The organism is Chloroflexota bacterium (assembly GCA_015478725.1).
In the GTDB taxonomy this organism is placed as follows: domain Bacteria; phylum Chloroflexota; class Limnocylindria; order Limnocylindrales; family CSP1-4; genus C-114.
This window is the reverse complement of sequence record JADMIG010000018.1, coordinates 24,229-49,107: the sequence shown is the minus strand read 5'-3', so window position 1 is coordinate 49,107 and position 24,879 is coordinate 24,229. Positions and strand designations below refer to the sequence as shown.

Sequence of the window (24,879 nt, the reverse complement as noted above, 5' to 3'; positions counted from 1 at the left end):
CAGTCCCCATGACCACCGGAGCCCAGCCATGACCCGCCTCGTCGACCTGACCCAGCCGTGGGGCGATCGGATGCCCACGTGGCCCCAGTTCGCCTCGATCGAAGTCACCGACATCACGACGCACCACCGGGACCGCAAGAGCACGATGCTCGTGAAGACGAACATGCATACCGGCACCCACATCGACGCGCCGAGCCACTACTGCGAAACCGGCCGGGACCTCGGCCGGATCGGGCTTGACGAGCTCTACGGAACGGGCCTCGTGATCGATCTCCGGCCGATCACCCGGCCCTGGAGCTCCTACAGCCTGGCCGACATCGAGGCCCACCTCCCGCCGGGCGAGTCGATCCGCGAGGGCGACATCGTCGTCCTGTACACCGGCTGGGACCGCTTCAACTGGACGCAGCCGACCCGCGACGACGTGACCTATTTCGACCGCCATCCGGGCCCTCAGCCCGAGGTGATCGATTTCCTCATCGGCAAGGGCATCAAGTGGATCGGCGCCGATCTCGCGTCGATCGACCACTCCCTGCACACGCGCGTCCGCCTGATGCGCCCGGACCTCGTCGCCGAATACGAGGCGATGACCGGCCGGCCGATCGAGGCGACGCTGCCCGAGAAGGATTTCGAGTACATCCACTACGCGACAGCGCGGCACGACGTCTCGATGCTCGAGAACCTCGGTGGCGAGCTTGCCGAGGTCGCCGGCAGGCGCGTGACCATGGGCGCCTTCCCGTGGCGCTGGCAGGGCGGCGAGGGCTGCATCTGCCGCGTCGCCGCATTCGTGGAGGAGTAGACATGGAAGCGCTCGTCCTCACCGCTCCCCATGCCTTCGAGATCCGCGAGGTCCCCCGGCCGGAGCCGGCCGCCAACGAGGTCGTCTGCCGGGTTCGGGCCATCGCGATCTGCGGCACGGACGCCGAGATCATCGAGGGTGGCTTCCCCGGCCGCTGGCCGCGGGCCTATCCGTTCATTCCCGGCCACGAATGGTCCGGCGAGGTCGTGGCAGCCGGGCCGATCGCCGAGCAGAACGGCTTCATCGTGGGTACGCGCGTCGCGGGGACCTCCCACTCCGGCTGCGGTTACTGCCGGATGTGCCGCATCGGCCGCTACAACCTGTGCTTCAACTACGGGCGCGAGGACCTGGGTCATCGCCAGTACGGCCACTACACGCAGGGAGCGTACGCCGAGTACGTCGTCCACACGATCAAGAGCGTCTTCCGGATCCCGGACGCGATGGCGTTCGACACGGCCGCCCTGTGCGACACCGCCTCGATCGCCCTCCACTCGGTCCGCCGTCCCGGGATCGAGCCCGGCGATCTCGTCGCCTCCGTGGGCTCGGGCGGGATGGGCCTGCTCGTCGCGATGTGCGCCCGGGTCCTCGGGGCGGCGCGGGTCATCGTCATCGGCGGTGGGAAGCGCCTCGAACGCGCTCGCACGCTCGGCTTCGAGACGGTCGACTACCACGACGGCGACCCCGTGGCACAGGTCCGCGACTGGTCCGGCGGGATGGGCGTGGACGTCGCGCTGGACTCGGCCGGCTCCAGGGACTCGGTCGGCCAGGCGATCGGGATGGTCCGCAAGGGCGGCCGGGTCGCCCTCACGGGGATCCCGAAGGAGCCGACCCAGGTCGACTTCCAGAAGATCGTCCTCGAGGAGATCGACCTCTACGGAGTCCGGGCCAACCGCAACACGATGGAGTCCGTGATCCCGCTCATGGCCGACGGGCGGATCCCGGCCGGCCGGCTCATCACCCACCACTTCCCGCTGTCCGAGTTCCGCGAGGCGCTGCGGGTCTTCAACGAGCGCGTCGACGGCGCACTCAAGGTGATCGTCGAGCCGTGACCACCCGCTGCCGACCCGCCGATCCGGCCATGAGCGCGGGCGCATGAGCCTTCCCTCGCGGATGCGCGCCGTCGTCTTCGAGGCGCCCGAGCGATTCGCCCTCGACGAGATCCGCATGCCCGAGCCCGGCGCGGGCCACGCCCTCGTCCGGGTCGAGGCTGCGATGGTGTGCGCGACGGATCGCAAGATCCTCGCCGGGACGTTCGCCGGCACGACGTTCCCCCATGTGCCGGGCCACGAGTTCGCCGGCACGATCGCCGCGCTCGGGCCGGCGACGATCGGCCCGCCAGCCGGGACCCGGGTGGGAGTGGAGGTCCACGTCGGCTGCGGGGTCTGCGATCGCTGCCGGGAGGGGCTCTACAACCTCTGCCGCAACTACGGCCGGACGGAGATGGGGCACGCCCACGTCGGGTTCACGATCGCCGGCGGCCTGGCCGAGTACGCCAGTGTGCCGGTGGCCGCGCTCCACCCGTTGCCCGACGCGGTCAGCACGGCCGACGGGGCATGGACGGACAACCTCGGGGTCGCCCTCTGGGCGATCGAGCGGGCCCGCCTCCTCGCCGGAGAGTCCGTCGTCGTCGTCGGATGCGGGGCGATCGGGCTGTGCGCCGCGCAGCTCGCCCGGGCGACTGGCGCCGGGCAGGTGACCCTGGTCGGTCGCGGCGAGCGCCTGGCCCGGGCCACCCGGTTCGCCGACACGGTCGTCGACGAGCGCGATGCCGGTGCCCTCGCCGGGACCGCCGACGTCGTCGTGGAGTTCGCCGGCACCTCCGAGGCGGCCAGGCTGGCGATCGCGGCGGCCCGTCGCGGCGGGCGTGTGGTCCTCGGCGGGGCGACCGGCCAGGGGGTGGACTTCCCGTCCATCGACCTCTCGACGATCGTTCGCGGCCACCTCGACGTCCTCGGCTCCGTGGCCAACCCGAAAGGTGTCTCCGGCCGAGCCCTTGCCCTCCTCGCGTCGGGCGCGATCGACGTGGCCGGTCTCACCACCCACCACTTTCCCCTCGACCAGTTCAACGACGCATGGGCGACGTTCACCGAGCGCCGCGACGGCGCGATCCGGGTGATGGTGGCCCCATGAGGAGGACCCGATGACCATCGACCGGGCGACCGCGCTCGACCTCTACCGGGTGATGCGGACGATCCGCCGCTTCGAGCAGCGCTCGGCCACCCTCTTCGGTGAGAACAAGATCTGGGGCACGATCCACAGCTACGCCGGCGAGGAGGCCATCGCCGCGGGTGTCTGCGCCCACCTTCGCGATGACGACTGGATCACCTCGACCCATCGGGGCCACGGCCACTGCATCGCCAAGCGGGCCGATCTCGGGAAGATGTTCGCGGAGCTCCTCGGGCGTGAGACCGGCTACTGCCGCGGCCGGGGCGGCTCGATGCACATCGCCGACACCTCGAAGGGCAACCTCGGGGCGAACGGGATCGTCGGCGGCGGGATCCCGATCGCGACCGGCGCGGCCCTCACCGCCCGGCAGCTCGGCACGGACCAGGTCGCCGTCTCGTTCTTCGGCGACGGGGGCGCCAACCAGGGCACGTTCCACGAGTCGCTCAACCTCGCCGCGATCTGGAAGCTGCCGGTCATCTACGTCTGCGAGAACAACCAGTACGCGGAGAGCCTCCCGGCAGGCAGGGCCTTCGCCACCGACGACATCGCCTCGCGGGCGATCGGCTACGGGATGCCCGGAGTCAACGTGGACGGTCGGGACGTCCGGCTCGTCCACGCGGTCGCCGGCGAGGCGATCGCCCGGGCCCGGGCGGGAGGCGGACCGACCCTGATCGTCGCCGAGTCCTACCGCCACGAGGGCCACTACTACGGCGATCCGCAGCAGTACCGGACGAAGGAGGAGATCGAGACCTGGCGGACGACGTTCGACCCGATCGTCAACGCCCGCGCCTGGCTCATCTCGGACGGCCTGGCGAGCGAGGCGGAGATCGACGCCGTCGACCGCGAGGTGGACGAAGCGACCGAGGCCGCGATCGCCTGGGCCGAGACCGGCCCGCTCGCCTCGCCGATCACGCCGGAGGAGATTTATGCCAGCTACTGAGACGGCCCCCGCCGGGGCTCCCGGCGGGACGATCGAGCAGTTCTACGCCGAGGCGCTCCGCGACGCGCTCCGGCTCGAGATGCAGCGCGACCCGCGGGTCCTCGTGATGGGTGAGGACATCGCCGAGCATGGCGGCGCGTTCCAGGTGACGGCGGGCCTGCTCGCGGAGTTCGGCCCGGAGCGGATCCGCCAGACGCCGATCAGCGAGATCGGGATCGTCGGCGCGGGCGTGGGCGCGGCACTCACCGGCCTGCGGCCGATCGTCGAGCTCATGTATATCGACTTCTCTGGCTTGGCGATCGATCAGATCGTGAACCAGGCGGCGCAGAACCGCTTCATGTTCGGTGGACAGGCGCGGGTGCCGCTCGTCGTGCGGACCCAGGGCGGCTCGGGCCGCGGCAATGCCGCCCAGCACTCGAAGTCGCTCGAAGCGTGGTTCACCCACGTCGCGGGCCTGAAGGTCGTCATGCCGGCGACGCCCGGCGACGCGAAGGGCCTCCTCACCGCCGCGATCCGGGACGACGACCCGGTCATGTTCATCGAGCACAAGCTCCTCTACCGCACGAAGGGACCGGTCCCGCAGGGCGAGTACGTCGTCCCGCTCGGCAAGGCCGACGTAAAGCGGGTGGGGAGCGATCTCACGATCGTGACCTGGTCGCGCGAGGTGCTGTTCGCGCTCGAGGCCGCGGCGAAGCTCGCCGACGAAGGCGTGGAAGCGGAGATCGTCGACCTGCGCTCCCTCGTGCCCCTCGACCGGGAGACGATCCTCGCGAGCGTGCGCAAGACACGGCGACTGCTCGTCGTCCACGAGGCCATCAAGCGCGGCGGCTATGGCGGCGAGATCGCCGCGCTCGTCGCCGAGGAGGCCTTCGACGATCTCGACGCCCCGCCGCGCCGCCTCGCCGGCGTGGAGACGCCGATCCCGTACGCGGCGCATCTCGAGCGCGGCGTCATCCCCCAGGTCGAGGACATCGTCCGCGTCGCGAAGGAGCTCGTCGGGTGAGCGTGACCCCGGTCATCCTGCCGAAACTCGGCCTGACCATGGACGAGGGAACGCTCGTGGCGTGGCTGAAGCAGGAAGGCGATCGCGTGGAGGCCGGCGAGGTCCTCTTCGAGGTCGAGACGGACAAGGCCACGATGGAGGTCGAATCTCCGGTCGCCGGGTACGTTCGCCGGCTGCTCGCGGCCGCCGGGGACACCGTTCCGGTCACGGAGGTCATCGCCCTCATCACCACCACCGCCGACGAGCCGTTCACCGTCCCGTCGACGCCCGTGGAGCTGGAGCGACCAGCCGCGGTCGAGGCACCGCCACCCGCTCCGACTGCGCCCCGGCTCGAGGACGAGCGAGTCATCGCCAGTCCGGCGGCCCGCAAGCGGGCCGCGGAGCTCGGCGTGGATCTCGCGCGGGTCCGTCCGGCCAGGGGCGGTCGAATCTCCGTCGAGGATGTCGAGACCGTCCATGCCGCGGGGGGCCCGGGAGAAGGGCCGGTCGCACCAGGCGGCGCCGCCGTCCGCGCCCCGCTGTCGCGGATGCGCCGGGCGATCGCCGAGCGGATGACCCAGTCGTTCCGCGACGTGCCCCAGTTCTCCGTGTCGCGCGACGTGGATATGACGGCCGCGGCAGCCGCCCGGACCACGGCCGGCGTCTCCTTTGCGGACGTGCTCATCTGGGCCGTCGCCCGGTCGCTGGCTGATCACCCGCGGCTCGCGATGCGCTACGACCCGGAGGGGCTGATCCCGCCGGACGGCATCCACATCGGGATCGCAGTCGCGCTGGACGACGGGTTGCTCGTGCCGGTGCTCCGCGATGCCGGCGCGAAGGAGCTCGCGGCGATCTCGCGCGAACGGGTGGCCCTGCAGGATGGTGCCCGTGCCGGGAAGCTCCCGGTGGAGGCGCTCGTCGGCGCGGTCTTCACGATCTCCAATCTCGGCCCGCAGAGCGTCGATCGCTTCACCGCCATCGTGAATCCGCCGGAGGCGGCGATCCTCGCGGTGGGCCGCGTCCGCGATCTCGTCGTGGCGCGCGACGGCGCGGTGGTGATCGCTCCGACCGTGACGCTCACGCTGTCGGTCGATCACCGGGTTGTCGACGGAGCGCAGGCGGCCGCGTTCCTCGCCGATCTCGCGGGTCGGCTCGAGGGCGGCCTGCCGTGAACCGGTCGCGCGCCGTGCCGACCAACCCGAAGGAGTCCGTCCGTGGCCACTGAACCAGCGAACCGGGTCCAGCTCGCCGTCTCCCACTGGAAGCCGCGCTTCGTGGCGAATGGGATCGACGTCAACGACTTCGAACGGGTCCAGGCCGCCACCATCGAGTGGGCAGACTGGGCGCCGAACTGGAAGGCCGTCGGCGACATGCACCGAGAGCTCGCCGAGGAGGCGGCCGCCCGCGGTCACACGGTGAGCGCGACCGAGGCGTTCCAGCGGGCCGCCTGGTCCTACCACCTCGGGAAGTTCCTCTGGTTCGAGGACCTCGACCTGCACCTCGCGATGGGCGCCCTCGTCGGCGCGATGTATGCCCGCGCACTCCCCCACCTCGATCCGCCCGGCGAACGCCTCGAGATCCCGTTCGAGGGCACGACGATCCCGGGCAACCTGCGCCGACCGCGGGACGTCACCCGTCCGCCGGTCGTGCTCCTCGTCCCCGGCCTCGACTCGGTGAAGGAGGAACTCTTCGCGATGGAACAGGACTTCCTCCAGCGCGGGATGGCGACCCTCACGGTGGACGGTCCGGGCCAGGGCGAGAGCGCGCCGCGCTTCCCGATCCGGGCCGACTGGTCGAGTGTCGTCCGGCCGATCATCGACACGCTCGCCGCCCGCTCGGATGTCGACGCCGGGCGGGTCGGGCTCATGGGGATCAGCATGGGCGGCATCTACGGCCCGCTCGCGGCCGCTCGCGAGAAGCGGGTCCGGGCCCTCGTCGCGCTCGCCGGCCCGTACGACCTGTCCGAGTGCTGGGCCGCCCTCAATGCGCTCACCCGGGGCGGCTACGTCTTCTACACGAAGTCGAAGGACGAGGCGGAGGCGTTCGAGCGATCGAAAACCCTCGCGCTCCATGGCGTGCTCGCGAACGTCGATCAGCCACTTCTCGTGATCCACGGCGCCAGGGACCGGCTCTTCCCGCCGGAGCAGGCCGAGCGGATCGCTCGCGAGGCGCCCAACGCGACGCTGCTCATGTACCCGGACGGCAACCACGTCTGCAACAACATCACGTACAAGTACCGGCCGGCGATGGCCGACTGGATGAGCGAGCGCCTGCGCTCATGATCGATCGGCAGGTAGTTCCGGAGGATCGGACATGACCATGACGATGGACCAACTCGAGCTCTCCGCCGAGCAGCGGCTCATGCAGCAGACGACGCGCGAGTACGTCGACCGGGTGGTCATCCCGTTCATCCGGGCCAACCGCCAGCGTGAATGGCTCTTCGAGCCGGACGAACGCCTGCCGCCGAACATCCTCGAGGAGGCCGACGCCGCCGGCCTGCGAGGTCTCGGAGTGCCCGGCGCGTACGGTGGGGTGGAGCTGGACCCGGGTACGGAGGCGCAGACGTTCGCACTCATCGGCACCGAGCTCGGCCGCGGGGATGCCGGCCTCGCCGACAAGCTCGCCCAGGGCTGGAAGGTGTCCGTGCTGCTGCGGAACGTTGCTCCCGAACACCTTCAGGCGCGCTGGTTCGCCCGCTACATGGCGGATCCGTCGTTCCTCATGGCCCATTGCCTGACCGAACCGAAGGGCGCGTCGGACCGCTGGCTGCCGTACAACGTCCCCGAGGCGAACATGGACACGCAGGCCACGTTCGCGCACGGTCACTGGACGATCAACGGTCGGAAGCAGTACATCAGCAACGGGTACGACGCCTCGCTGTACGTCGTTTATGCGAATACGAATCCCGCGCTCGGGATGCTCCAGGGCACGAGCAGCTTCCTCGTCCCACGCGATTCGCCGGGGCTGACCGTCACCCGCTGCAACGAGACGATCGGCGGCCGCTACATGAACAACGGCGAGATCGTCTTCGAGGACTGCCGGGTACCCGAAGACCATCTCCTGGTGCGCGATGACGCCCTCGGCAAGGCGGGGGTCTACTTCCGCCCCGGCAAGATCCTCCAGGCCGCCAAGAACCTCGGCACCGGGATCGCCGCCTTCGAGGACACGGCCACCTTCGTGCAGCAGCATGTCCAGGGCGGCCGCGTCCTCATCAAGCACCAGGCGGTCGCGCTGAGATTGGCCAAGATGGCCATCAAGCTCGACGCGGTCAGCGCGTTCGTCCGCCACGCGGCCCGGGCGGTGGACCGGAACGCGGCGGACGCCGACAAGCTGTGCAACATGGTGAAGGTGTTCGCCTCGGAAGAGGTGTTCGAGGTATGCCGTCAGGCCATGGAGCTGCACGGCGGCCACGGGTCGATGCTCGATGTGGGGATCGAGAAGTACCTCCGTGACGCGTCCGTGTACCTCCACATGGATGCCACGGTGGACGTCTCTGCCTTCAAGATCATCAAGGCCATGTTCCCGCAGACGGCCGGTGCCTATGCGGGCCCGGAATGATCGGCCGCGAGCGCCGATAGAGGAGGCCGCGTTGGCAGAGAGACAGCGGATCAGCTATGTCGGGCCGGAGTCCGTGGACGGGGACATGCGCGCCGAACTGGAGCGGTGTGCCCGGTTCGGCACGCCGCGGCCGGAGAGCCAGTCCGTCCGGGCCCACGTCCCCGCCGTGTTCTGGTCGTTCGCGAACTCCTGGCAGGCGGTGTTCCGCGAGGGCGTCTGCGACCACACGATCAAGGAGCTCTGCCGGGTCTACGTGTCGCGCACGGTGAAGTGCGAATACTGCGGCAACCAGCGCTCGGTCCAGGCCTCGGCGCAGGGACTGAGCGAGGGAAAGTACGACGAGCTGCTCAATTTCGAGACTTCGGGCGTCTACGACGAGCGGCAGAAGGCCGCGCTGGCGTACGCCGAGGCGATCACCTGGCGCCTGGATCCCGACGACGCGTTCTGGGACCGGCTGCGCCGACACTTCAGCGAGCCCGAGCTCGTCGAATTGGGCTACTTCATCGCGCTCACGATGGGCCAGCAGAGTTGGCTGCGGCTCCTCAACATCGAACACCACGAGGTCCTCGCCGGCGACGCGGCCTCCATGGCTCCCGGCTTCGAGACCCCGGCCGCGCTGGCGGCCAGCAAGTCGAGCGACGACTACTGGGCCAGGCGCTGAGGGACGGAGCCTCCCGAGGTGGGCACCGTGGCCTGCGATGGCCATTCGTCTTCCTCGAGCGGTGCGACCATGACCGCGGGCACGCCTAGCCAGCCTCGAGTACCGGACGCGTCGAGGCGGTACCGGTGCCCGTGCCGGCAGTCGGCACCGCCGCACCCGGGAACCGATCGAGCATCTCCAGGAACGCGTGCGCGCCGAGTCGCTCGCCGATCTCGCGGGCCTCGCCGAGGGCTGCGTCACGCTCCTCGTTCGGTGGCCGCAGCACCGCGAGCTCGACGAGACGGGCGAGCGCGAGCGACCAGATGCTGCCTGTCCGTCGCAGAACGTCAGCCGCCTCTCGAAAGGCGGTCGACGCCGCTGGGACGTTGCCGTCGAGCGCCTCAAGCGCGCCCCGGTAGAGCGTTCGATGTGCGATCGTGAAGTCGAGCCCGGGCGGGCCGGCTTCGAGCCCGACGATCGTCTGGCGCAAGCGCTCGGCATTCGTCGCAAGGGCGGCCGCGCGCCCGGCCGCGATCCATCCGTCGATCGCGTCACCGAGCTCCTGTCCGACCGCGACGAGTGCCATGGCAGCCTCCCACGTTCGATCGGGCGTCTCGTGGGCGAGCGCCCATTCGGCCTCGGCGCCGCGGGCTGCGAATCGGTCCTGCGCAGTCCCACGCTCGACGCGACGACCTAGTTCGGCAAGCACGGTCTCCGCCGCGCGATCGTCGCCTCGCCAGATCGCGAGGGAGATCTTCGCCGCGGCGAGCGGCGTCCACGTCAGGTTGCCGAGATCGTCACGGAAATGCTCATCGATCCGGGCCTCCGCCCATTCCCACTCGCCCGCGAGAAACGCAGGGATCGCGAGGAAGCCGAACTTCGCGGCCCACCCCGAATGGCCGAGTCGTTCAGCCATCTCGAGCCCCGGGCGACCGATCTCGAGCGCGCGCCGCGGACCGTAGGTGATGAAGAACGTGGCGAGATTGTTCCGCGCTCGCTGCTGGCTCTCGAGCAGACCGTGCTCAACGGACATCTCGAGCGCACCCTGCAGGATCGCCACCGACTCGCGCCAGCGACCCATCGTCTGGACCGCCCAGGCCCGCGTGATCAACATGTCGGCGATCCCGGCGACGTCGTCGATCCGCGGCGCCGCCGCGAGGCCGCGTTCGAGCCAGGCGACCGCTTCGTCGGGGCGGCTGGCGAACATGGCCGCCCGTCCGAGCTGGGCGAGCATGATCACGGCCTCGGGGCTCGCGTCTCCCTCGGGAAGCGCCCCGAGCGCCTGCGCGAGGACCCCGGAGGCTTCCTCGATCCTCGAGGCGAACATCAGGAGGACGCCGAGCATCGCCGCTGCGCGAGCGGCGCCAGCCGGGTCGCCCGACGCCTCAAACGCGGCGATCGCCGCCCGCGCATGGTCCTCAGACGCCGACATCCGGTTCGCCTGATAACCCGCCCGGGCAGCCTCGTCGTGGAGGCGTGCGGACTCGGCGGTGTCCTGGGTCACTGCGAGGGCTCGCTCAAGGTAGCCGAGGGCGAGGTCGGGCGAGTGGAGCGCGAGCGCACGCTCGGCCGCGCCGCGGAGCGCGATCCGGGCTTGAGCCGCCAGAGCGTCGGCCTCCGGGCCCGGCGTGCTGGCGGCGTGCGCCTCGACGTAGTGGGTGGCGAGGACACCGGACAGCTCCTCGTCCCCGAGCGCCTCGAAGAACCGCGCGACCGCCAGGTGCTTGGACCGTCGTTCCCGTCGCGCCAGCGTCGTATAGGCGACCTCGCGGATGAGCGACTGGACGAAGCCGTACTGGCCGCGCTCGGGCGATCGTGGGTCGAGATCCAGGATAAGGATCTCGCGCCGGACGAGGCCGCGAAGCTGGACTTCGAGCTCTCCGGGGCGCTGGTCGACGACCGCGGCCAGCGAATCGAGCGTGAAGGTCTGACCCAGGACAGACGCATCCTGGACGAGCGCGCGATCGGCCGGGTCGAGGGCGTCGAGGCGAGAGGCGATCAGCGCGTGGAGCGACTCAGGCACGTCGAGTGCGACGCCAGTCCCCGCCGCGACCATCCGCCCCTCCGCCGTCGGGGCGAGAGCGCCGCGATCGACGAGCATCCGGAACGTCTCGACGGCGTAGAGCGGGATCCCCTCGGCCCGGGCCACGATCCGGTCGACGATCTCATCGGATAGTCCTGAGGCCATCCCGCGGATCAGGATGCGCACATCGGCGTCCGGGAGCGGGTCGAGGCGGAGGGAGGTGAATGCCCGCTGGCCGGCGCCCCATGTGGGCCGCCGCTCGAGCAGCTCCGGCCGGGCGAGCGTGATGACAAGCAGACGATGGTTTCTGCTCCACTGGATCATCGACTCGACGAAGTCGAGGAGGCCAGGATCCGCCCATTGCAGGTCCTCGAAGACGAGGATCGTCGTGCCCCGCTCTGCGATCCCCTCGAAGAAACGGCGCCAGGCGGCGAACATCTCCTCGCGCTGTGCCGCTGCCGGAGGCTCCTCGAGGCCGAGCAGGCTCCGCAGCCGCTGCCGCACCCAGCCGCGGTCGTCCTCGCTCGTCACCCACTCGATGACCGCCTCGTCGACCTTCGCCGCGGTCGTGGCCGCATCGTCCGCCTCCGCGATCCGGGCCCGGCGTCGCACCATTTCGCCGAGCGCCCAGAAGGCGATCCCGTCTCCGTACGCTGGCGAGCGGCCCTGGTGCCAGTAGACAGATTCGACGACGCCGTCGAGGTACTTCTCGAGCTCCCAGATGAGCCGGCTCTTGCCGATCCCGCCCACGCCGACGATCGAGATCAGCCGCGCGCGACCGTCCTCGCCCGTCGTCCCGACGGCGTCCTTGAGGAGGCGCAGCTCCCGCTCGCGGCCGACGAACGGGGCCTCGAACCCCTCGCTCCGGCCGGCCCCGCCGACGCGGGCCACGACGTGCAGCGCGCGCCACGCCGGGACGGGGGCGGTCTTGCCCTTGAGGAGCTGGTCGCCTGCCTGCTCGAAGGCGATGGCGTTGGAGGCTGCGCGCTGCGTCGCCTCACCGACGAACACGGCGCCGGGCGGCGCGGCGGACTGGAGTCGCGACGCCGTGTTCACCAGGTCACCCGCCACCATCCCCTGCCCCGCGGCACCGAGCGTCACCGCCGCCTCGCCGGTGAGGACCCCGGCCCTCGCCCGCAGCTGCGTCTCGATCGTCGGAATGGCCGCGACGAGCTCGAGGCCCGCGCGCACGGCGCGCTCGGCGTCGTCCTCACGGGCGACTGGCGCTCCCCAGACGGCCATGACGGCGTCGCCGATGAACTTTTCGATCACCCCGCCGTAGCGCTCGACGACGTCGCGCGCGAGCTCGAAGTAGCGTCCCAGCAGCTCACGCGTCTCCTCCGCATCACGGCCATCAGCGATCGCCGTGAAGCCGACGAGATCGGCGAAAAGCACAGACACGAGTCGACGCTCGGCGACCGGGGGAGACGTCGTGGCCGCCTGGACCGGCGCCGATCGCGTCGTCGGTTCGGCCTCGAGCGGCGAGGCGCACTGCCCGCAGAACCGATCGCCCGGGTCATTGGCGGCCCCGCAGCGTGAGCACGGCGCGGCGAGCGGAGAGGCACACTGCGCACAGAACCTACGCCCCGGCTTGTTCTCCGTCCCGCAGCTCGCGCAAACCACCGAGGCCTCCCGTCTTCAGGGCGCCCAGCGTAGCGGATGCCGGATAGCCCGCACAGGACCGGCTCAGCCTCACCAGCGGCTGGCGACATACTCCGCGTCGCGCACGACCCCCAGGAAGGTGGCCGAAGCCTGGTCGCGCTGCCAGGGCAGACCGACGAAGGCGAGGCCGGGCACCTCGCTCACACCACGGTCCTGCCTGGGCATACCCTGTTCGTCGAGGATCGGCAGGTGGATCCAGCCGAAGTCGGGCCGATAGCCGCTCGTCCAGATGATCGTCGAGATGCCCTCGGCGGCCAGGTCGAGCTCGGTCACCTCGGGCGGCTCGAACTTGACCACCGTTCGGTCGTCGGCCGGCGCATCGAGGTCCGCGCGCTCGATGAACGCGTCGAGGAGCGGTCGGAAACGCTGGTCGAAGAACGTGTCGGCGAACTGGAGGTTGGCGGCGAGATCGGGCGCGAAGCGGAGGACCTCCCCCGCCCCGCCCTCGACGCGGCCGACGAGGCGGATCCCGTCGGCGGCGAACTGGCGCAGGTTCGTGTCGTGCCCTCCGCCATGCCCGGACAGATGCGGATTACCGGCGAACCGAAGGCGCGGGTCGGGCAGCTCGGCGACCGTCGGCAGGGCCATGCCGAGTTCTGGCCCGCGGGACACGACGTCCGCCAGCCAACCGAAGATGTCCCGGCCCCGGTAGCGCCGCGGTAGTCGACCGCAGTGCCCGACGGCCAGGGTGACCGGCCGGCCGACCGAATGGAGTTCCTCGGCGATCTGGACGCCGGACTGACCGGACCCGACGACGAGGACACCGCCGGGCGGCAGCGACGCCTCGCTGCGGTAGTCATGGCTGTGGAGCTGGCTTACTCGAGGCGCCAGGTCGGCCGCGATGGGCGGCACCTTCGGGACGTGATAGCCGCCGGCCGCGACGATGACGCCGCTCGCCGCCACGGTCCCCCGCGACGTCTCGAGGCGGAATCCAGCGCCTGCGTCGCCCGCGGACAGGGAGCGTACGTCCGTCCCGCTGAATACGGGCGCGGCGATGACCTCAGCGTAGCGGGCGAGACGCGCCACGATCTCGTCGCGTGGCATGAACCCGTCCGGATCGGGCCCGTCGTAGCCGTACCCGGGCATCGCCATGCACGCGTTCGGCGTCACGAAGCAGAAGTCGTCCCAGCGGTCCTGCCAGCCGCCGCCTACTCGGGGCCGCCGATCCAGGACGACGTGATCGCGACCGGCCTGCCGCAACAGTGCGCTCACGATCAGCCCGGCGTGCCCGGCTCCGATCACGGCCGCATCGATCGTCGCCGGCAGGACGTCCTCGACCATCCCGACCTCCGCTCTGGCGCCCACCCCGATCCGGCTCTGCCCCGATCCGGCTCTGCCCAGTGCGTACCGTCGGGCAGTCCGGTCCGCCATCGTGCGCCTCGATCGACGGGGTTGGGCAGGGCCGCCGAACGAGACAGGCGCGAGGAGGGTACCTCGGATGAACCTGTCCCCGCGTCAGTACGGTTCACCCCGTCCAGATCCGGCGCCTTGCCCCCACCGCAAGCTGAGGACGGGGACGGTCGGGCGGACCGGTCGATGGCCCGCCCGATGCAACGCGCGCCGGATCGCCCCTGGCCGTGACCCCCGGACACGTCGTCGCCGAGAATCCCATCGGATCGAGCCCGCCGTCCCAGGTTCCGGCAGATGGCCATCAGGCGGGCGTTGGTCTGCATGTTGGTGACCGCTGGTCTTCACCCGGGCATCTGGCAGGATCCACGCGCCGGCCCGGCTCGATCCACGCTCAGGTCTGCCAGCGCCGCGTGGGGAGTCGGTGACGAGCGCCCGCCTGGGGGTCAGCTGTCACGAACGGCGAGCCGCGACGTACCACGGCGGGCCGATGGAACCGGAGCCGAGCGCCCTACCGACGGCCGCGCTGAGCGAAACGGCGGCTGGCGACTGGCACGAACGCGAGGAAGACCAGGATCCCGATGACCAGCGGCAGGGCCGAACCGCCCGATGCGGGCCCGACAGGTCGGGTCGAGGTGGGTGGCGCGGTCGCGCCGGCAGTGGGTGACGCGGTCGAGGTCGCGGTCGGAGTCGAGGTCGGAGTCGAGGTCGGAGCCGGAGCCGCGACGGTGACACCGATCTGGCCGCGGATCTCGCCCCCCGGATGGGCGGCGGTGTGGATGTTGAAGTACGTGTTCCCGGCCTGGATCGCGGCGACCGCCTGGGCGAATGTCGTGATCGCGCCGGACGGCATGAAGTTCGCTGCGGTCAGTGTCCCGACCATGGGGCTCGCGCTCACGGCGAGCGGCAGGATCACGCCGCCGGCGACGCCGGCCGCGCCGGTGTGGATGTGGGCCGCGACTGCCGGCCCGGAGAGGCCGCTGTACGTGACGTAGTACGTGATCGTCGATCCGTCGGAGCTGATGAGGGCCCAGCCGCTGCCGGTCGCCGACGTGGCGACGGCGGGCACCTCCTGGAAACCGGCGAGCGCGGCAAAGCTCGCATTGCCCTTGGCGACGATCTGGCCGCGGATCTCGCCACCCGGATGGGCGGCGGTGTGGATGTTGAAGTACGTGTTCCCGGCCTGGATCGCGGCGACCGCCTGGGCGAATGTCGTGATCGCGCCGGACGGCATGAAGTTCGCTGCGGTCAGTGTCCCGACCATGGGGCTCGCGCTCACGGCGAGCGGCAGGATCACGCCGCCGGCGACGCCGGCCGCGCCGGTGTGGATGTGGGCCGCGACTGCCGGCCCGGAGAGGCCGCTGTACGTGACGTAGTACGTGATCGTCGATCCGTCAGAGCTGATGACCGCGGTCCCATCCCCGGTGCCCGCCGTCGCGACGGCGGGCACCTCCTGGGCACCGGTGAGCGGACCGCCGAACGCCGGAGTCAATGGGTTGGCAGCAAGGACGATCGCCGGAGCCGCGGCGAGAGCGAGAATCCCCGCGATCAGGGTCAGGGGCACGCGCATGAGATTCCTCCTCCGTGGCGACCCGAGCCTGTCACCGCATGCCGGACCCGGATCATGTCTCCCGGTGATACGTACGCCGACCCGCGCCCGGTTTCAGAGATCCACCGTTGTGCGGATGGACGTATCCACTGCGAGAGCAGGGTCCGGAGGAGACATGTCGCATCGTGCCCGTTCGTCGGGCATCGTCGCGCTGGGCATCGTCGCGCTTTTCGAGACGGGCAGCGCCGCAGCAGCCTCCATCTCCGTGGCGGCCGTGAATTTCGAGTTCAAGCCGCCCTCCAGGACGATCCACGTGGGCGACACGGTCGTCTGGACGATGTCGGGCGACGGTCACACCGTGACGTCGGGAACCATCGATGGGAGCAACGTCGGCCACCCTTCCGGTGGACCCCTGGACTCCGGATTCACGGCCGCCGGTGGATCGTATTCGTTCACGTTCACCGTGGCAGGAACGTACCACTACTTCTGCGAGATCCACGCCGATTCGCAGATGAAGGGCACGATCACGGTCGTGGTGGCGACGACCCCAGGTCCGACTCCGCGCGCGACGCCGCTGGCGACTCCTGCGCGGACGCCGCCATCCACACCCGCGCCGAGCCACACGGTGATAGTGGCCGCGAACCCGACCTCGAGTGGAACGCCACCGCTCGCCGCGGTCTCTTCCGCGACGATCGCCAGCCCCCCGGGGCAGCCAGCCGCGTCGCCCTCGCCCGCCGGAAACAGCGTCACGCCCGTCTCGGACCCGGCCCCGTTGGTCGTGGCGGGGATCCTCATCGCCGTGGCGATCCTCGGCGCGATCCTGGCGCGGGTCCGGAGGAACGGCTGACCGTCGACATCGGGACGGTCGCACCGGTCGCGCGGAGCGATCCGTCGAGGAGGTCGTCACCGTGTTTCCATCCTTGTTTCCGCGGACCACCCGCCCCATCGTGCCGGACAGGGGCTGCCGATCGCGCTGGGATCGCGGTCATGAGGCGCCTGCAGTAAACGAGGGAGGCGAGATGGGTTACAGGAACGGTGGCGTCGGGATCGTCGGCGTGATCGTCATCGTCGTGGTGATCCTCATCCTGGTGGGCGTCATCAAACTGTGATGGTCGCCCGCGAGCAATCGCAAGGAGACAGATCGATGGACGAAGCGAAGCGAACCTACCGCGAGGTCAAGACCGGGATCAGGAAGGCCGCTCGCGGCGTGGACGGCGCAGACCTCAAGGATCGCGTCGGCAACGCCGGCGACGAAGCCCGCAAGGACCTTGGGAATCTCGGCGATGACGTCCGCAAGGCTCGTCGGCCTCAGAGCGGTTGGGGCGATCCAACCACAACGCCCGATCGGCCGACCCCGAGCGACCGCTGACGCGCAACGCCACGAACGCGCCAGAATCGAGATTCAGGTCCGCCCCCGTGGGATGATCGGATGCCATCCATGACCAAGTTCGGCCGGGTCATCCGCCTCGCCACCTTGCCCGAGACTCGCGGCGTGATCTTCGCGGCCGCTCGATCGGCGACCCTCCGCGACATGGCTCGGCGCGTCGCAAACGACCGATCCGCCCTGCTGCGGGACGTGCGACATCCACGGGATGTGCGAGCCGCGGTCCGCAGCGCCGTTCGCCATCCGGCGGCCAGAGAACTCGCGGGTGCGGGCCTGTTGTTCCTGCCGGGTCGATATCTTCCGCTCGGCTGGGCTGCGACCTGGGCGACAGAGCGGGTCCTCCGTCGTTACATGAACCGTCGTTACATGAACCCGCCCGCCGCTCCCACTCTCCGCGCCTTGAGCGCGTCGTCCAGGACCACCCTGCGGTGAACCCAGGCGGCGCCGATCAGGAGCGCCTGACTGACGAATGACAGCCAGATCATCGCGCCGAATACGGCCACGAACGCACCGTAGACCTGCAGGGAGCCCCCGAGCTGGGGGGTGAGCGCCGCAAAGAGCACCGTGAACATCGCGGTGAACGTACCGACGACGATCGCCGGCCGGCCGATCATCTGCCATTCCGGCCGGTGGTCGGAACGAGGCGGTACAAGATCGCGATCCCCCACTGAACACGGTGACGATGACGAGCCCTGAGCCGATGGTGGAGCTGAGGATCGAGGCGCCGAGGGCGACGCCGGGTATCCCATCGGCGGCGAGGTTGGCGACGAGGTGCGAAGCGGCGATGACACCGCCGACGCCTGCCCCGAGCAGGAGCACGGAGAGGATGCCGAACACGCCGCGTTGGAGTGGATCACGCCGGCGTGTGCTCTCGAAGATCCGGGCCATCGCATCGTCGAGTGACTGGTAGAACCGACTGGCGCCCCAGACGAGGACGACCACGCCAACGACGGAATAGGTGACCGCGCCGTCCGCGAAGCCCGCCAGCGCCTCCTTGAAGAAGCTCGTGAGGGGCGGAAAGGTCGCCGACAGGTTGGCTGACAGTGCGGCCAGCCTGCCCGGGTCACCGAGGAAGACACCGACCACGCCGATGACCAGGAGGATCGAGGGCAGGATCGCGAAGAGCGAGTTGAAGGCGAGCCCCGCTGCGAGGAGACCGCCGCCGGCCGCGTCCCAAACGGCCCTTTGGGCGCTGGAGCAGGCGGCCTGGGATCAGCGACCGCGATCGTGTCGGCCTGTAGGTCGGACAGGAGGACTTCGGGCGAGCATCTCCAGACGCCTAGCGTAGCGGATGCCGGACGGCTCGCACAGGGAGGTTCCATCGCGATCGGGCGTAGCATGGCGACCTGTTCCCCGCTCGCATTGGGTGTCGCCGATGACCCGGATCCTCCTGTACACCGGCAAGGGCGGCGTCGGCAAGACGAGCGTCGCGGCCGCGACGGCGCTCCTGAGCGCGGACCGTGGCACTCGCACGATCGTCCTCTCCACGGACATCGCCCACAGCCTGGGCGACGCGTTCGACACCCGGCTCGGACCGGAACCGTCCGAGATCGCCCCGAACCTGTGGGCACAGGAACCCGACGTCTATTTCAACATCGGGCGGTACTGGCGGACGATCCAGACCTATATGGCCGAGCTGTTCAGCTGGCGCGGTCTCGATGCCGTGATGGCCGAGGAGATGACGGTCCTGCCGGGGATGGACGAACTCGGCAACCTGCTCTGGATCGCGGATCACGTGGAATCGGGTCGCTACGACCTGATCGTCGTCGACGCGGCCCCGACCGGCGAGACCCTCCGCCTGCTCTCCCTGCCCGAGGCCAGCCGCTGGTGGGTCGACCGCATCGCTCCGATCGGCCGCCGGGTGAGCCGGCTCGGCCGGCCCGTCATCGAACGGATGATCGGCGTGCCGGTTCCGCACGATGAAGTCTTCGCCGCCGCCGAGCGCCTGCTCACCCGTCTCGATCTCGTCCATCGGCTGCTCGCCGACCCCGAGCGATCGTCGGTCCGCCTGGTCCTCGCGCTCGAGCAACTCGCGATCGCCGAAGCCCGCCGCTCGTTCACCTACTTCCACCTCTTCGGCTACCCGAGTGACCTTGTCGTGTGCAACCGCGTCCTCCCGGCGGCGGTCGATGGCTACTTCGCGGGCCTCCGTGACGCACAGCAGCGGGACCTGCCCCGGGTCCGCGAAGATTTCGCCCCCGTTCCGGTCCGGACCGTGCCCTTCTTCGACCAGGAGGTCGTCGGCGCCGCCGGATTACGGGAGATCGGCCGCGCCCTCTTCGGCGACGAGGATCCCGGCAGCTTCTTCTATCGGGGACGCCCGTACCGGATCCGAACCGAGGGCGGGAGGCACATCCTCGAGATCGCCCTGCCCTTCACGAGCCGCGAGGAGGTCGGCCTCTCGCGCGACGGCGACGACCTGGTGCTCCAGGTCGGAAACTGGCGTCGAACGCTCGTCCTGCCTCGGGCGCTCGTCGACGCGCCGACGACCGGAGCGAAGATGGAGGACGGGATCCTGCGTATCGAATTCTCGACCCGGACAAAGAACGGTGCAGAAGGAGGTCGATGATGACTGACGAGCGACGAGCCGCCCGAGGCTCGCAGGGGTCCACGACGCGCCGACGGAGGACGGCGGTTCCTTCAGCCGGTATGCCGATGGGCGAGTCCGGCCCGGCCGAGGAACGGCTGGCCGAACTTGAGGCTCGCCTCGCCCGGCTCGAGCGTACGTTCGGACTGCGCGAGAGAGGCCGGGATCTGATGAGCCGCGTCGCGCCGCCCGAGGCGAGCGGACACTTCCGGAATGCCGGCCGCGAGCACCTCCTCGGGATCCGTTCGATCGTCGACTTCTGGATCGGACGGATGGAGACGGACCAGAAGCGACCACACGCGCCCGCCAGGAATCGCAGGACGATCAAGGTCGAGTAGGCGACCCGGGGAAGGCGGGCCCCTGATCGGAGCCCGAAGGCGACCGGCCAGCTGGCCGAGCTGGACGACGAGTGGCAGGACGGCCGCCGCTACTTCGGGCCCGAGCCTGTGGCCGCCATGGATGCCGTCGTCGACCATGCAGCGGTCCACGCGGCGCTCTTCATCGCGAGTTGATCATCCGCGACGCGAGGTTGAAGCCCGTTACACCGTGCGTCCTGGGACTTGACCGGGGTCGGGCGCCCGCGAGTGTCAGAGCTAACGGCCGTGGATTGGACACGACGGCCGGGGGCGAGTGAGATCGCGAGGGCGGCGGGGGGCGTCGACCGACAGTCGGATCGGTACCGCCCGTTCATGGAACGGGCACACGGCCGGCGGCCGGCCGGACGAACTTCCCGAGCATCGAGCCTGCCGCCGCCAGCGAGGCTCCTTGAAATCCGGAGGCCAGCGCGTCCCTGGCCCGATGGACGTCGGCGATCCGGTCGAACATCTCCCGGATCCGCTCGGGCGGCGCGTCGTTGCTCCCGGTCATCGGCTGGACCCCGAATCCGGATCGAGACGAGCCGGTTCGAACCCGGTCCAGCCGCTTCGGGCAGCGAACGCCTCGATCGCCGCGGCGACGATCCCCGAGTGGGTGAGCGGCGCGCCGTGGGCGGCGCCATCGATCCACTCGCGGGCCGCTTCCGGCACCCGCTCGACGAGCGCCTCGGCGATAGCGGCGTAGACGGGCTGGCTCGCCGTCCCCGTCGCGACGACGACCGGGCACCGGATCCGTTCGAGCCCGTCGGGCTCGAGACCAAGGAGGGCAGCATCGGCGAGGGCGGCCGAGCCTGCCAGCCGGATCCGCTGCCGGGCGGCCGGCGAGAGGCCCTGTATGGCTCCGGCGCCGCCCACGGCCGACAGGAAGGCCTCGGCGGCTGCGCCCTGCCCGCCCCGTCGACCCGCCGCGGCCGTCCGCCGGGCGACGTCGGCGAGGGTGGCTCGGACCGCCGGCCCGCCGATCGGCGCGTACGGGGGTTCGTACACCCAGCTGCCCGTGATGAGCCCCGGCCGGCGGGCGGCGAACTCGAGGGCGAGACAGCCGCCGTAGCTGTGGCCCACGGCGAGGATGGGCTCGACCCGCTCGGCGGCAAGGATCGCGGCCAGGTCGTCGACGTGCACGGCCACGTCGATCGGTCCAGGCGGGGGCGCCCCGGGCGGGCGGCTCTCCCCGCTCCCCCGCCGATCGACCGCGATGACCGTGAACGACGCGGCGAGGCGGTCCGCCAGCGACTGGAGCTGCGCAGAGGAGGAGAGCGTCGCATGGAGGAGGACGAGCGAGGGACCGCCGCCCGTCCGGCGGTAGGCCAGGGCCCACCCGTCGCGCTCGAGGAACCGGACGGGTGCCCCGCTCACGTCGACCGCTCCGTGAGCAGCGCGCGGACCTCGCGCCGAAGGAGCTTGCCGCCCACTGTCGGCGGGAGGGCGCTCAGACGGTGGAAGGCCACCGGGACCTTGAAGCCCGCCAGCCGGGCCCGACAGTGAGCCGCCAGCACACGATCGCTCGCCACGGCGCCCGGCCCCAGGACGATCGCCGCGACCGGGACGGCGCCCCAGCGCGGATCCGGGCGCCCCACGACGGCCGCCTCGACGACGGCCGGGTGGGTCAGGAGGACGGCCTCGACCTCAGCCGGATAGACGTTCTCGCCGCCGGACACGAACAGGTCGTCGCGGCGATCGACGACGGTGAGGTATCCGTCGCCATCGCGCGCGCCGAGGTCGCCGGTGCGCAGCCAACCGTCGCGCAGGACGCGGGCCGTCTCGCCGGGCAGGCCAGCATAGCCGGCGAAGACCATCGGCCCGCGGACGACGATCTCCCCGACCTCGTCCGGCCGGGCCGCCCGCCCGTCGACCGCGATCCGGAGCTCGACGCCGGGCAGCGGCCGGCCCGCCGCCGCGGGGCGCTGCGCGGCCGTCTCGGCCGCCAGCGCCGCGACCCCCGACGCCGTCTCGGTCAGGCCGTAGGTCGAGACAACCGGCAGACCACGATCGCAGGCGCGTGTCACGAGCGCCGCCTGGATCGGTCCGCCGCCCAGGAGCATCGCCCGCAGCGTGGGCGGGACCGGTCGGTCGGGGCGGACCTCCAGGAGCCGCTCGAGTGTCGGTCCGACGAGCGACAGGTGGCTGACTCCGTCCTCGACGGCGCGGTCGACCGCGGACGGGTCGAACCGTTCGTGGACCTCGAGCGGGAGGCCCCACCGGCTCGCTCGCACGACCATCGCCAGGCCAGCGACGTGGAAGAGGGGCAGGCAGGCGAGCCAGCGATCGCTCCGCCGCGGTTCGAGGAAGACGGCCCACGCATCCGCGCTCGCGACGTGGCAGCCGTGCGTCAGGACGGCGCCCTTCGGGCGACCGGTCGTCCCGGAGGTGAAGAGGATCGTCGCGGGCGCCTCCAGGTCGACCTCGTCGCGGAAGGCCGCGAGGGCCGCCGACTGGTCGGCAGTACCGGCGAGCAGCTGCGCGATTCCGAGCAGCCGGACGGTCGGGCGGTCGGCGAGGGCTGCCCGGGCCAGGCCGGCCCGCTCCGGATCGTGAACGAGGACCGCTCCCTCGGCGGCGGCCAGCTGGAAGGCGAGCTCAGCAGGCGCGGCGCGGCGGTTGAGCGGAACGAGCACGGCGCCAAGCCGCCGGACGGCGTGGACGACGGCGACGGTGACCGCGCCGTCGCCGAGGAGCGTCGCGACGCGCGACCCCTCGCCGAGAGCCTCCGCGTGGAGCGCCGCGGCGATCCGCCGGGTCACCGCCTCGAGCTGCGCGTACGTCCAGCGCGTCCCCCTGTCGACGACCGCCTCGGCATCGGGACGCGCCGCCGCCCACTCGACGAGCCAGTCGCGAATGAGGCCGCTCATCGGGCCTGGTACGTCTCGACCGCGACCGGATCGAGCCGAACGCCCAGCCCGGGACCGGACGGGAGGGTCATCGAGCCATCGACGATCGATAGGGGCTCTGCGAGCAGGTCTGACGCGAGGAGGCCGACCGTCGCCAGGCCGTGCTCCCTGCCGCCATCGCCGAGCGTCGCCGCGAGGTGGAGTGCCGCGGCGACCCCGATCCCGGTCTCGAAGAGCGTTGAGACGACGATCGGGACCCCGGCGGCAGCAGCCAGGTCGGCGATCCGTCGAGCCTGCCGGATCCCCCCCACACGGGCCGGCTTGACGACGAGGACGTCGGCCGCACCCGCCTCGAGGAGCGCACGGGCAGCCTCCGGATCGGTGACCGACTCATCGGCCGCGAGCGGGACCGAGACGGCGCAGCGGAGCGTGGCGAGCGTGCCGGGCCCCAGCTCGGGCGGAAGCGGCTGCTCGATGTACTCGAGATCGAACCCGGCCACCGCCTCGATCGCCGTGATCGCCTCGGTCAGCCCGGACCAGGTGCCGTTGACATCGAGCCGAAGCCGGACCGCCGGACCGACGGCCGCACGGACGGCCCGGACCCGCTCGGCGAGGAGCATCGGCTGCTCGCGGCCGCCCTTCAGCTTCAGGCACGTGAATCCGGCCTCAGTGAGCGTCACGGCCGCTCGTGCCGCGGCCTCCGGTGTGTCGATCCCCACCAGCCCGTTCAGCGGGACCCGGGAGTACGGGCCGGCCGCGAGGGACGCGGCGACGGACACGCCGGCCGCCCTGGCGAGGAGGTCGACCGCGGCGGTCTCGAGCGCCGACCGGAGGGCCCGACCGATGGACGGCACTCGCTCGATCTCGCGCAGCCGCTCGTCGAGTTCGGCCGGGTCGGCCAGGTCGAGGCCGGCGAACCGCCCCACGAGCCCGTTGGGGATCGGAGCGGGCAGCCCGTCCGGCTCACCGCCCGCCACCTCGCCGATCCCCTCCAGCCCATCCTCGGCGATCAGCCGGACGATCGCCAGGCGGCGTGTCGCCCACCGATGGTCGGTAGTCGCGACAGGGACGCGAAGCGGCATCTCGAGGACGTCGACGCGAACCTCGCGGACGCGCGTCACGGGCGACTGCCAAGGGCGAGGCCAACAGCGAAGAGGACGGCGAAGACGAGCGACAGCCGGGCCGTCGCGCGGAGAGCTGGATTGAGCCGCCGCGGATCCTCCCCGCCGCGGACCGCCCGGACGAGCGGCATCGCCAGCGGTGCGCTCGCGAGCGGGAGGAGCGCGGGGAGCCCCGCCCAGCCCACGACGACGAGCGCGAAGGGCGCGCTGTACGCGACCGCCAGCAGCAGCAGGTACTCGAGCACGGTCGCCCGTTCACCCAAGAGAACGGCGAGCGTGCGCTTGGCGGCACGCCGGTCGGTCCCGATGTCGCGCAGGTTGTTGATGACGAGGATCGCCGTCACGAGTGCCCCGATCGGTATTGCCGCGGCAACGGCGAGCGGCTCGAGCCGATCGGTCTGGAGATAGGTCGTGCCGCCGACCGCGACGGGCCCGAAGAACGTGAAGACAAAGACCTCGCCGAGCCCGTGGTAGCCATAGGGCCACGGGCCGCCGGTGTAGGCAAGGGCGCTGACCATGGCGAGCAGTCCGAGGACCAGGATCGGCGGGCCGCCGACGCTCACGAGGTAGACCCCGACCAACCCGACCAGACCGAGGACGACCGCGATGCCCGCGCCGAGCTCACGCTCGGTCAGCAGGCCAAGCGCCGCGGCCCGCGGCGGCCCCAGGCGGTCCGGTGTGTCGGCGCCGGAACGGAAGTCGAACAGGTCGTTGGCAAGGTTCGCGCTGACCTGGAGCAGGAGCGCGACACCGAGCGCGGCTCCGGCCGTGAACGGCCGGAACGCCCCCTCGCCAAGGGCGACCGCCAGGCCCACGAGGACGGGTCCCACCGCGGCGGGGAGGGTCGGTAGGCGGATCGCGAGGAGCCAGGCCCGGCGGCGCGACCCGATCGCGGACGCCGGAGTGCTCATCATCGGGCGGG

At 71.1% G+C, this 24,879-nt stretch carries 22 protein-coding genes; 13 read left to right on the top strand and 9 right to left on the bottom strand.

Annotated elements, in window-relative coordinates; translation table 11 throughout:
* Nucleotides 1-28 precede the first annotated feature (28 nt).
* From IVW53_11220 to IVW53_11180, 9 genes are read left to right on the top strand one after another with little or no spacing between them, the layout of a single operon-like run.
* Complete coding sequence (locus IVW53_11220) at nt 29-796, top strand: cyclase family protein (GenBank protein ID MBF6606141.1); 768 nt, start codon at nt 29-31, stop codon at nt 794-796.
* Between the two features lie 2 nt (nt 797-798).
* Nucleotides 799-1,845, top strand: a complete 1,047-nt coding sequence (locus IVW53_11215; protein ID MBF6606140.1) for an alcohol dehydrogenase catalytic domain-containing protein — start codon at nt 799-801, stop codon at nt 1,843-1,845.
* Between the two features lie 43 nt (nt 1,846-1,888).
* Complete coding sequence (locus tag IVW53_11210) at nt 1,889-2,926, top strand: alcohol dehydrogenase catalytic domain-containing protein (protein MBF6606139.1); 1,038 nt, start codon at nt 1,889-1,891, stop codon at nt 2,924-2,926.
* Nucleotides 2,927-2,936: 10 nt separating this feature from the next.
* Entirely contained in the window at nt 2,937-3,902 is a 966-nt protein-coding gene (locus IVW53_11205; GenBank protein ID MBF6606138.1) for a thiamine pyrophosphate-dependent dehydrogenase E1 component subunit alpha, read from the top strand.
* A complete protein-coding gene (locus tag IVW53_11200; GenBank protein MBF6606137.1) occupies nt 3,889-4,905 on the top strand; it encodes an alpha-ketoacid dehydrogenase subunit beta in 1,017 nt (338 codons plus the stop codon). Before IVW53_11205 ends, IVW53_11200 begins: the two co-directional genes overlap by 14 nt.
* Nucleotides 4,902-6,056 carry a 2-oxo acid dehydrogenase subunit E2 gene (locus IVW53_11195; GenBank protein ID MBF6606136.1) on the top strand — a complete coding sequence of 385 codons (1,155 nt, stop codon included), beginning with the start codon at nt 4,902-4,904 and terminating at the stop codon, nt 6,054-6,056. Before IVW53_11200 ends, IVW53_11195 begins: the two co-directional genes overlap by 4 nt.
* A 42-nt stretch (nt 6,057-6,098) precedes the next feature.
* On the top strand, nt 6,099-7,166 hold the full coding sequence (locus IVW53_11190; GenBank protein MBF6606135.1) for an alpha/beta fold hydrolase: 1,068 nt from the start codon (nt 6,099-6,101) through the stop codon (nt 7,164-7,166).
* Between the two features lie 37 nt (nt 7,167-7,203).
* A complete protein-coding gene (locus tag IVW53_11185) occupies nt 7,204-8,442 on the top strand; it encodes an acyl-CoA/acyl-ACP dehydrogenase (protein MBF6606134.1) in 1,239 nt (412 codons plus the stop codon).
* Between the two features lie 31 nt (nt 8,443-8,473).
* The gene (locus tag IVW53_11180; protein MBF6606133.1) at nt 8,474-9,103 is read left to right on the top strand and encodes a carboxymuconolactone decarboxylase family protein; all 630 of its coding nucleotides are present in this window, start codon (nt 8,474-8,476) and stop codon (nt 9,101-9,103) included.
* 85 nt (nt 9,104-9,188) lie between these two features.
* On the opposite strand, the gene IVW53_11175 is transcribed toward IVW53_11180, so the two are convergent.
* The 3 genes from IVW53_11175 to IVW53_11165 form a co-directional block, all read right to left on the bottom strand.
* Nucleotides 9,189-12,728 (bottom strand): AAA family ATPase, encoded by a 3,540-nt coding sequence (locus IVW53_11175; GenBank protein ID MBF6606132.1) that lies wholly within the window; start codon nt 12,726-12,728, stop codon nt 9,189-9,191.
* Nucleotides 12,729-12,797: 69 nt separating this feature from the next.
* Nucleotides 12,798-14,048 carry an NAD(P)-binding domain-containing protein gene (locus IVW53_11170; GenBank protein MBF6606131.1) on the bottom strand — a complete coding sequence of 417 codons (1,251 nt, stop codon included), beginning with the start codon at nt 14,046-14,048 and terminating at the stop codon, nt 12,798-12,800.
* Nucleotides 14,049-14,625: 577 nt separating this feature from the next.
* Nucleotides 14,626-15,684: a CHRD domain-containing protein gene (locus IVW53_11165; GenBank protein MBF6606130.1), complete on the bottom strand. Its 1,059-nt coding sequence runs from the start codon at nt 15,682-15,684 to the stop codon at nt 14,626-14,628.
* A gap of 154 nt (nt 15,685-15,838) precedes the next feature.
* Here IVW53_11165 and IVW53_11160 point away from each other — a divergent pair, with 154 nt between their 5' ends.
* Complete coding sequence (locus IVW53_11160) at nt 15,839-16,510, top strand: hypothetical protein (protein MBF6606129.1); 672 nt, start codon at nt 15,839-15,841, stop codon at nt 16,508-16,510.
* A 297-nt stretch (nt 16,511-16,807) separates the two neighbouring features.
* Complete coding sequence (locus IVW53_11155; protein MBF6606128.1) at nt 16,808-17,032, top strand: hypothetical protein; 225 nt, start codon at nt 16,808-16,810, stop codon at nt 17,030-17,032.
* A 33-nt stretch (nt 17,033-17,065) separates the two neighbouring features.
* Here the strand turns inward: IVW53_11155 and IVW53_11150 are convergent, their stop codons facing one another.
* Nucleotides 17,066-18,163 (bottom strand): YihY/virulence factor BrkB family protein, encoded by a 1,098-nt coding sequence (locus IVW53_11150; GenBank protein ID MBF6606127.1) that lies wholly within the window; start codon nt 18,161-18,163, stop codon nt 17,066-17,068.
* 259 nt (nt 18,164-18,422) lie between these two features.
* Between IVW53_11150 and IVW53_11145 the strand changes: the two genes are divergently transcribed.
* Together IVW53_11145 and IVW53_11140 are read left to right on the top strand one after the other, a co-directional pair.
* The gene (locus IVW53_11145; GenBank protein MBF6606126.1) at nt 18,423-19,616 is read left to right on the top strand and encodes an ArsA family ATPase; all 1,194 of its coding nucleotides are present in this window, start codon (nt 18,423-18,425) and stop codon (nt 19,614-19,616) included.
* 188 nt (nt 19,617-19,804) lie between these two features.
* Nucleotides 19,805-19,972: a hypothetical protein gene (locus IVW53_11140; GenBank protein ID MBF6606125.1), complete on the top strand. Its 168-nt coding sequence runs from the start codon at nt 19,805-19,807 to the stop codon at nt 19,970-19,972.
* Between the two features lie 349 nt (nt 19,973-20,321).
* On the opposite strand, the gene IVW53_11135 is transcribed toward IVW53_11140, so the two are convergent.
* From IVW53_11135 to IVW53_11115, 5 genes are read right to left on the bottom strand one after another with little or no spacing between them, the layout of a single operon-like run.
* Nucleotides 20,322-20,501 carry a hypothetical protein gene (locus tag IVW53_11135; protein ID MBF6606124.1) on the bottom strand — a complete coding sequence of 60 codons (180 nt, stop codon included), beginning with the start codon at nt 20,499-20,501 and terminating at the stop codon, nt 20,322-20,324.
* Nucleotides 20,498-21,364 carry an alpha/beta hydrolase gene (locus tag IVW53_11130; GenBank protein MBF6606123.1) on the bottom strand — a complete coding sequence of 289 codons (867 nt, stop codon included), beginning with the start codon at nt 21,362-21,364 and terminating at the stop codon, nt 20,498-20,500. The genes IVW53_11135 and IVW53_11130 overlap by 4 nt, the downstream gene beginning before the upstream one ends.
* Entirely contained in the window at nt 21,361-22,857 is a 1,497-nt protein-coding gene (gene menE, locus IVW53_11125; GenBank protein ID MBF6606122.1) for an o-succinylbenzoate--CoA ligase, read from the bottom strand. Before menE ends, IVW53_11130 begins: the two co-directional genes overlap by 4 nt.
* Complete coding sequence (locus IVW53_11120; GenBank protein ID MBF6606121.1) at nt 22,854-23,957, bottom strand: mandelate racemase/muconate lactonizing enzyme family protein; 1,104 nt, start codon at nt 23,955-23,957, stop codon at nt 22,854-22,856. The genes menE and IVW53_11120 overlap by 4 nt, the downstream gene beginning before the upstream one ends.
* Nucleotides 23,954-24,871, bottom strand: coding sequence for a 1,4-dihydroxy-2-naphthoate polyprenyltransferase (locus tag IVW53_11115; protein MBF6606120.1), 918 nt, complete (start codon nt 24,869-24,871; stop codon nt 23,954-23,956). The genes IVW53_11120 and IVW53_11115 overlap by 4 nt, the downstream gene beginning before the upstream one ends.
* Nucleotides 24,872-24,879 lie beyond the last annotated feature (8 nt).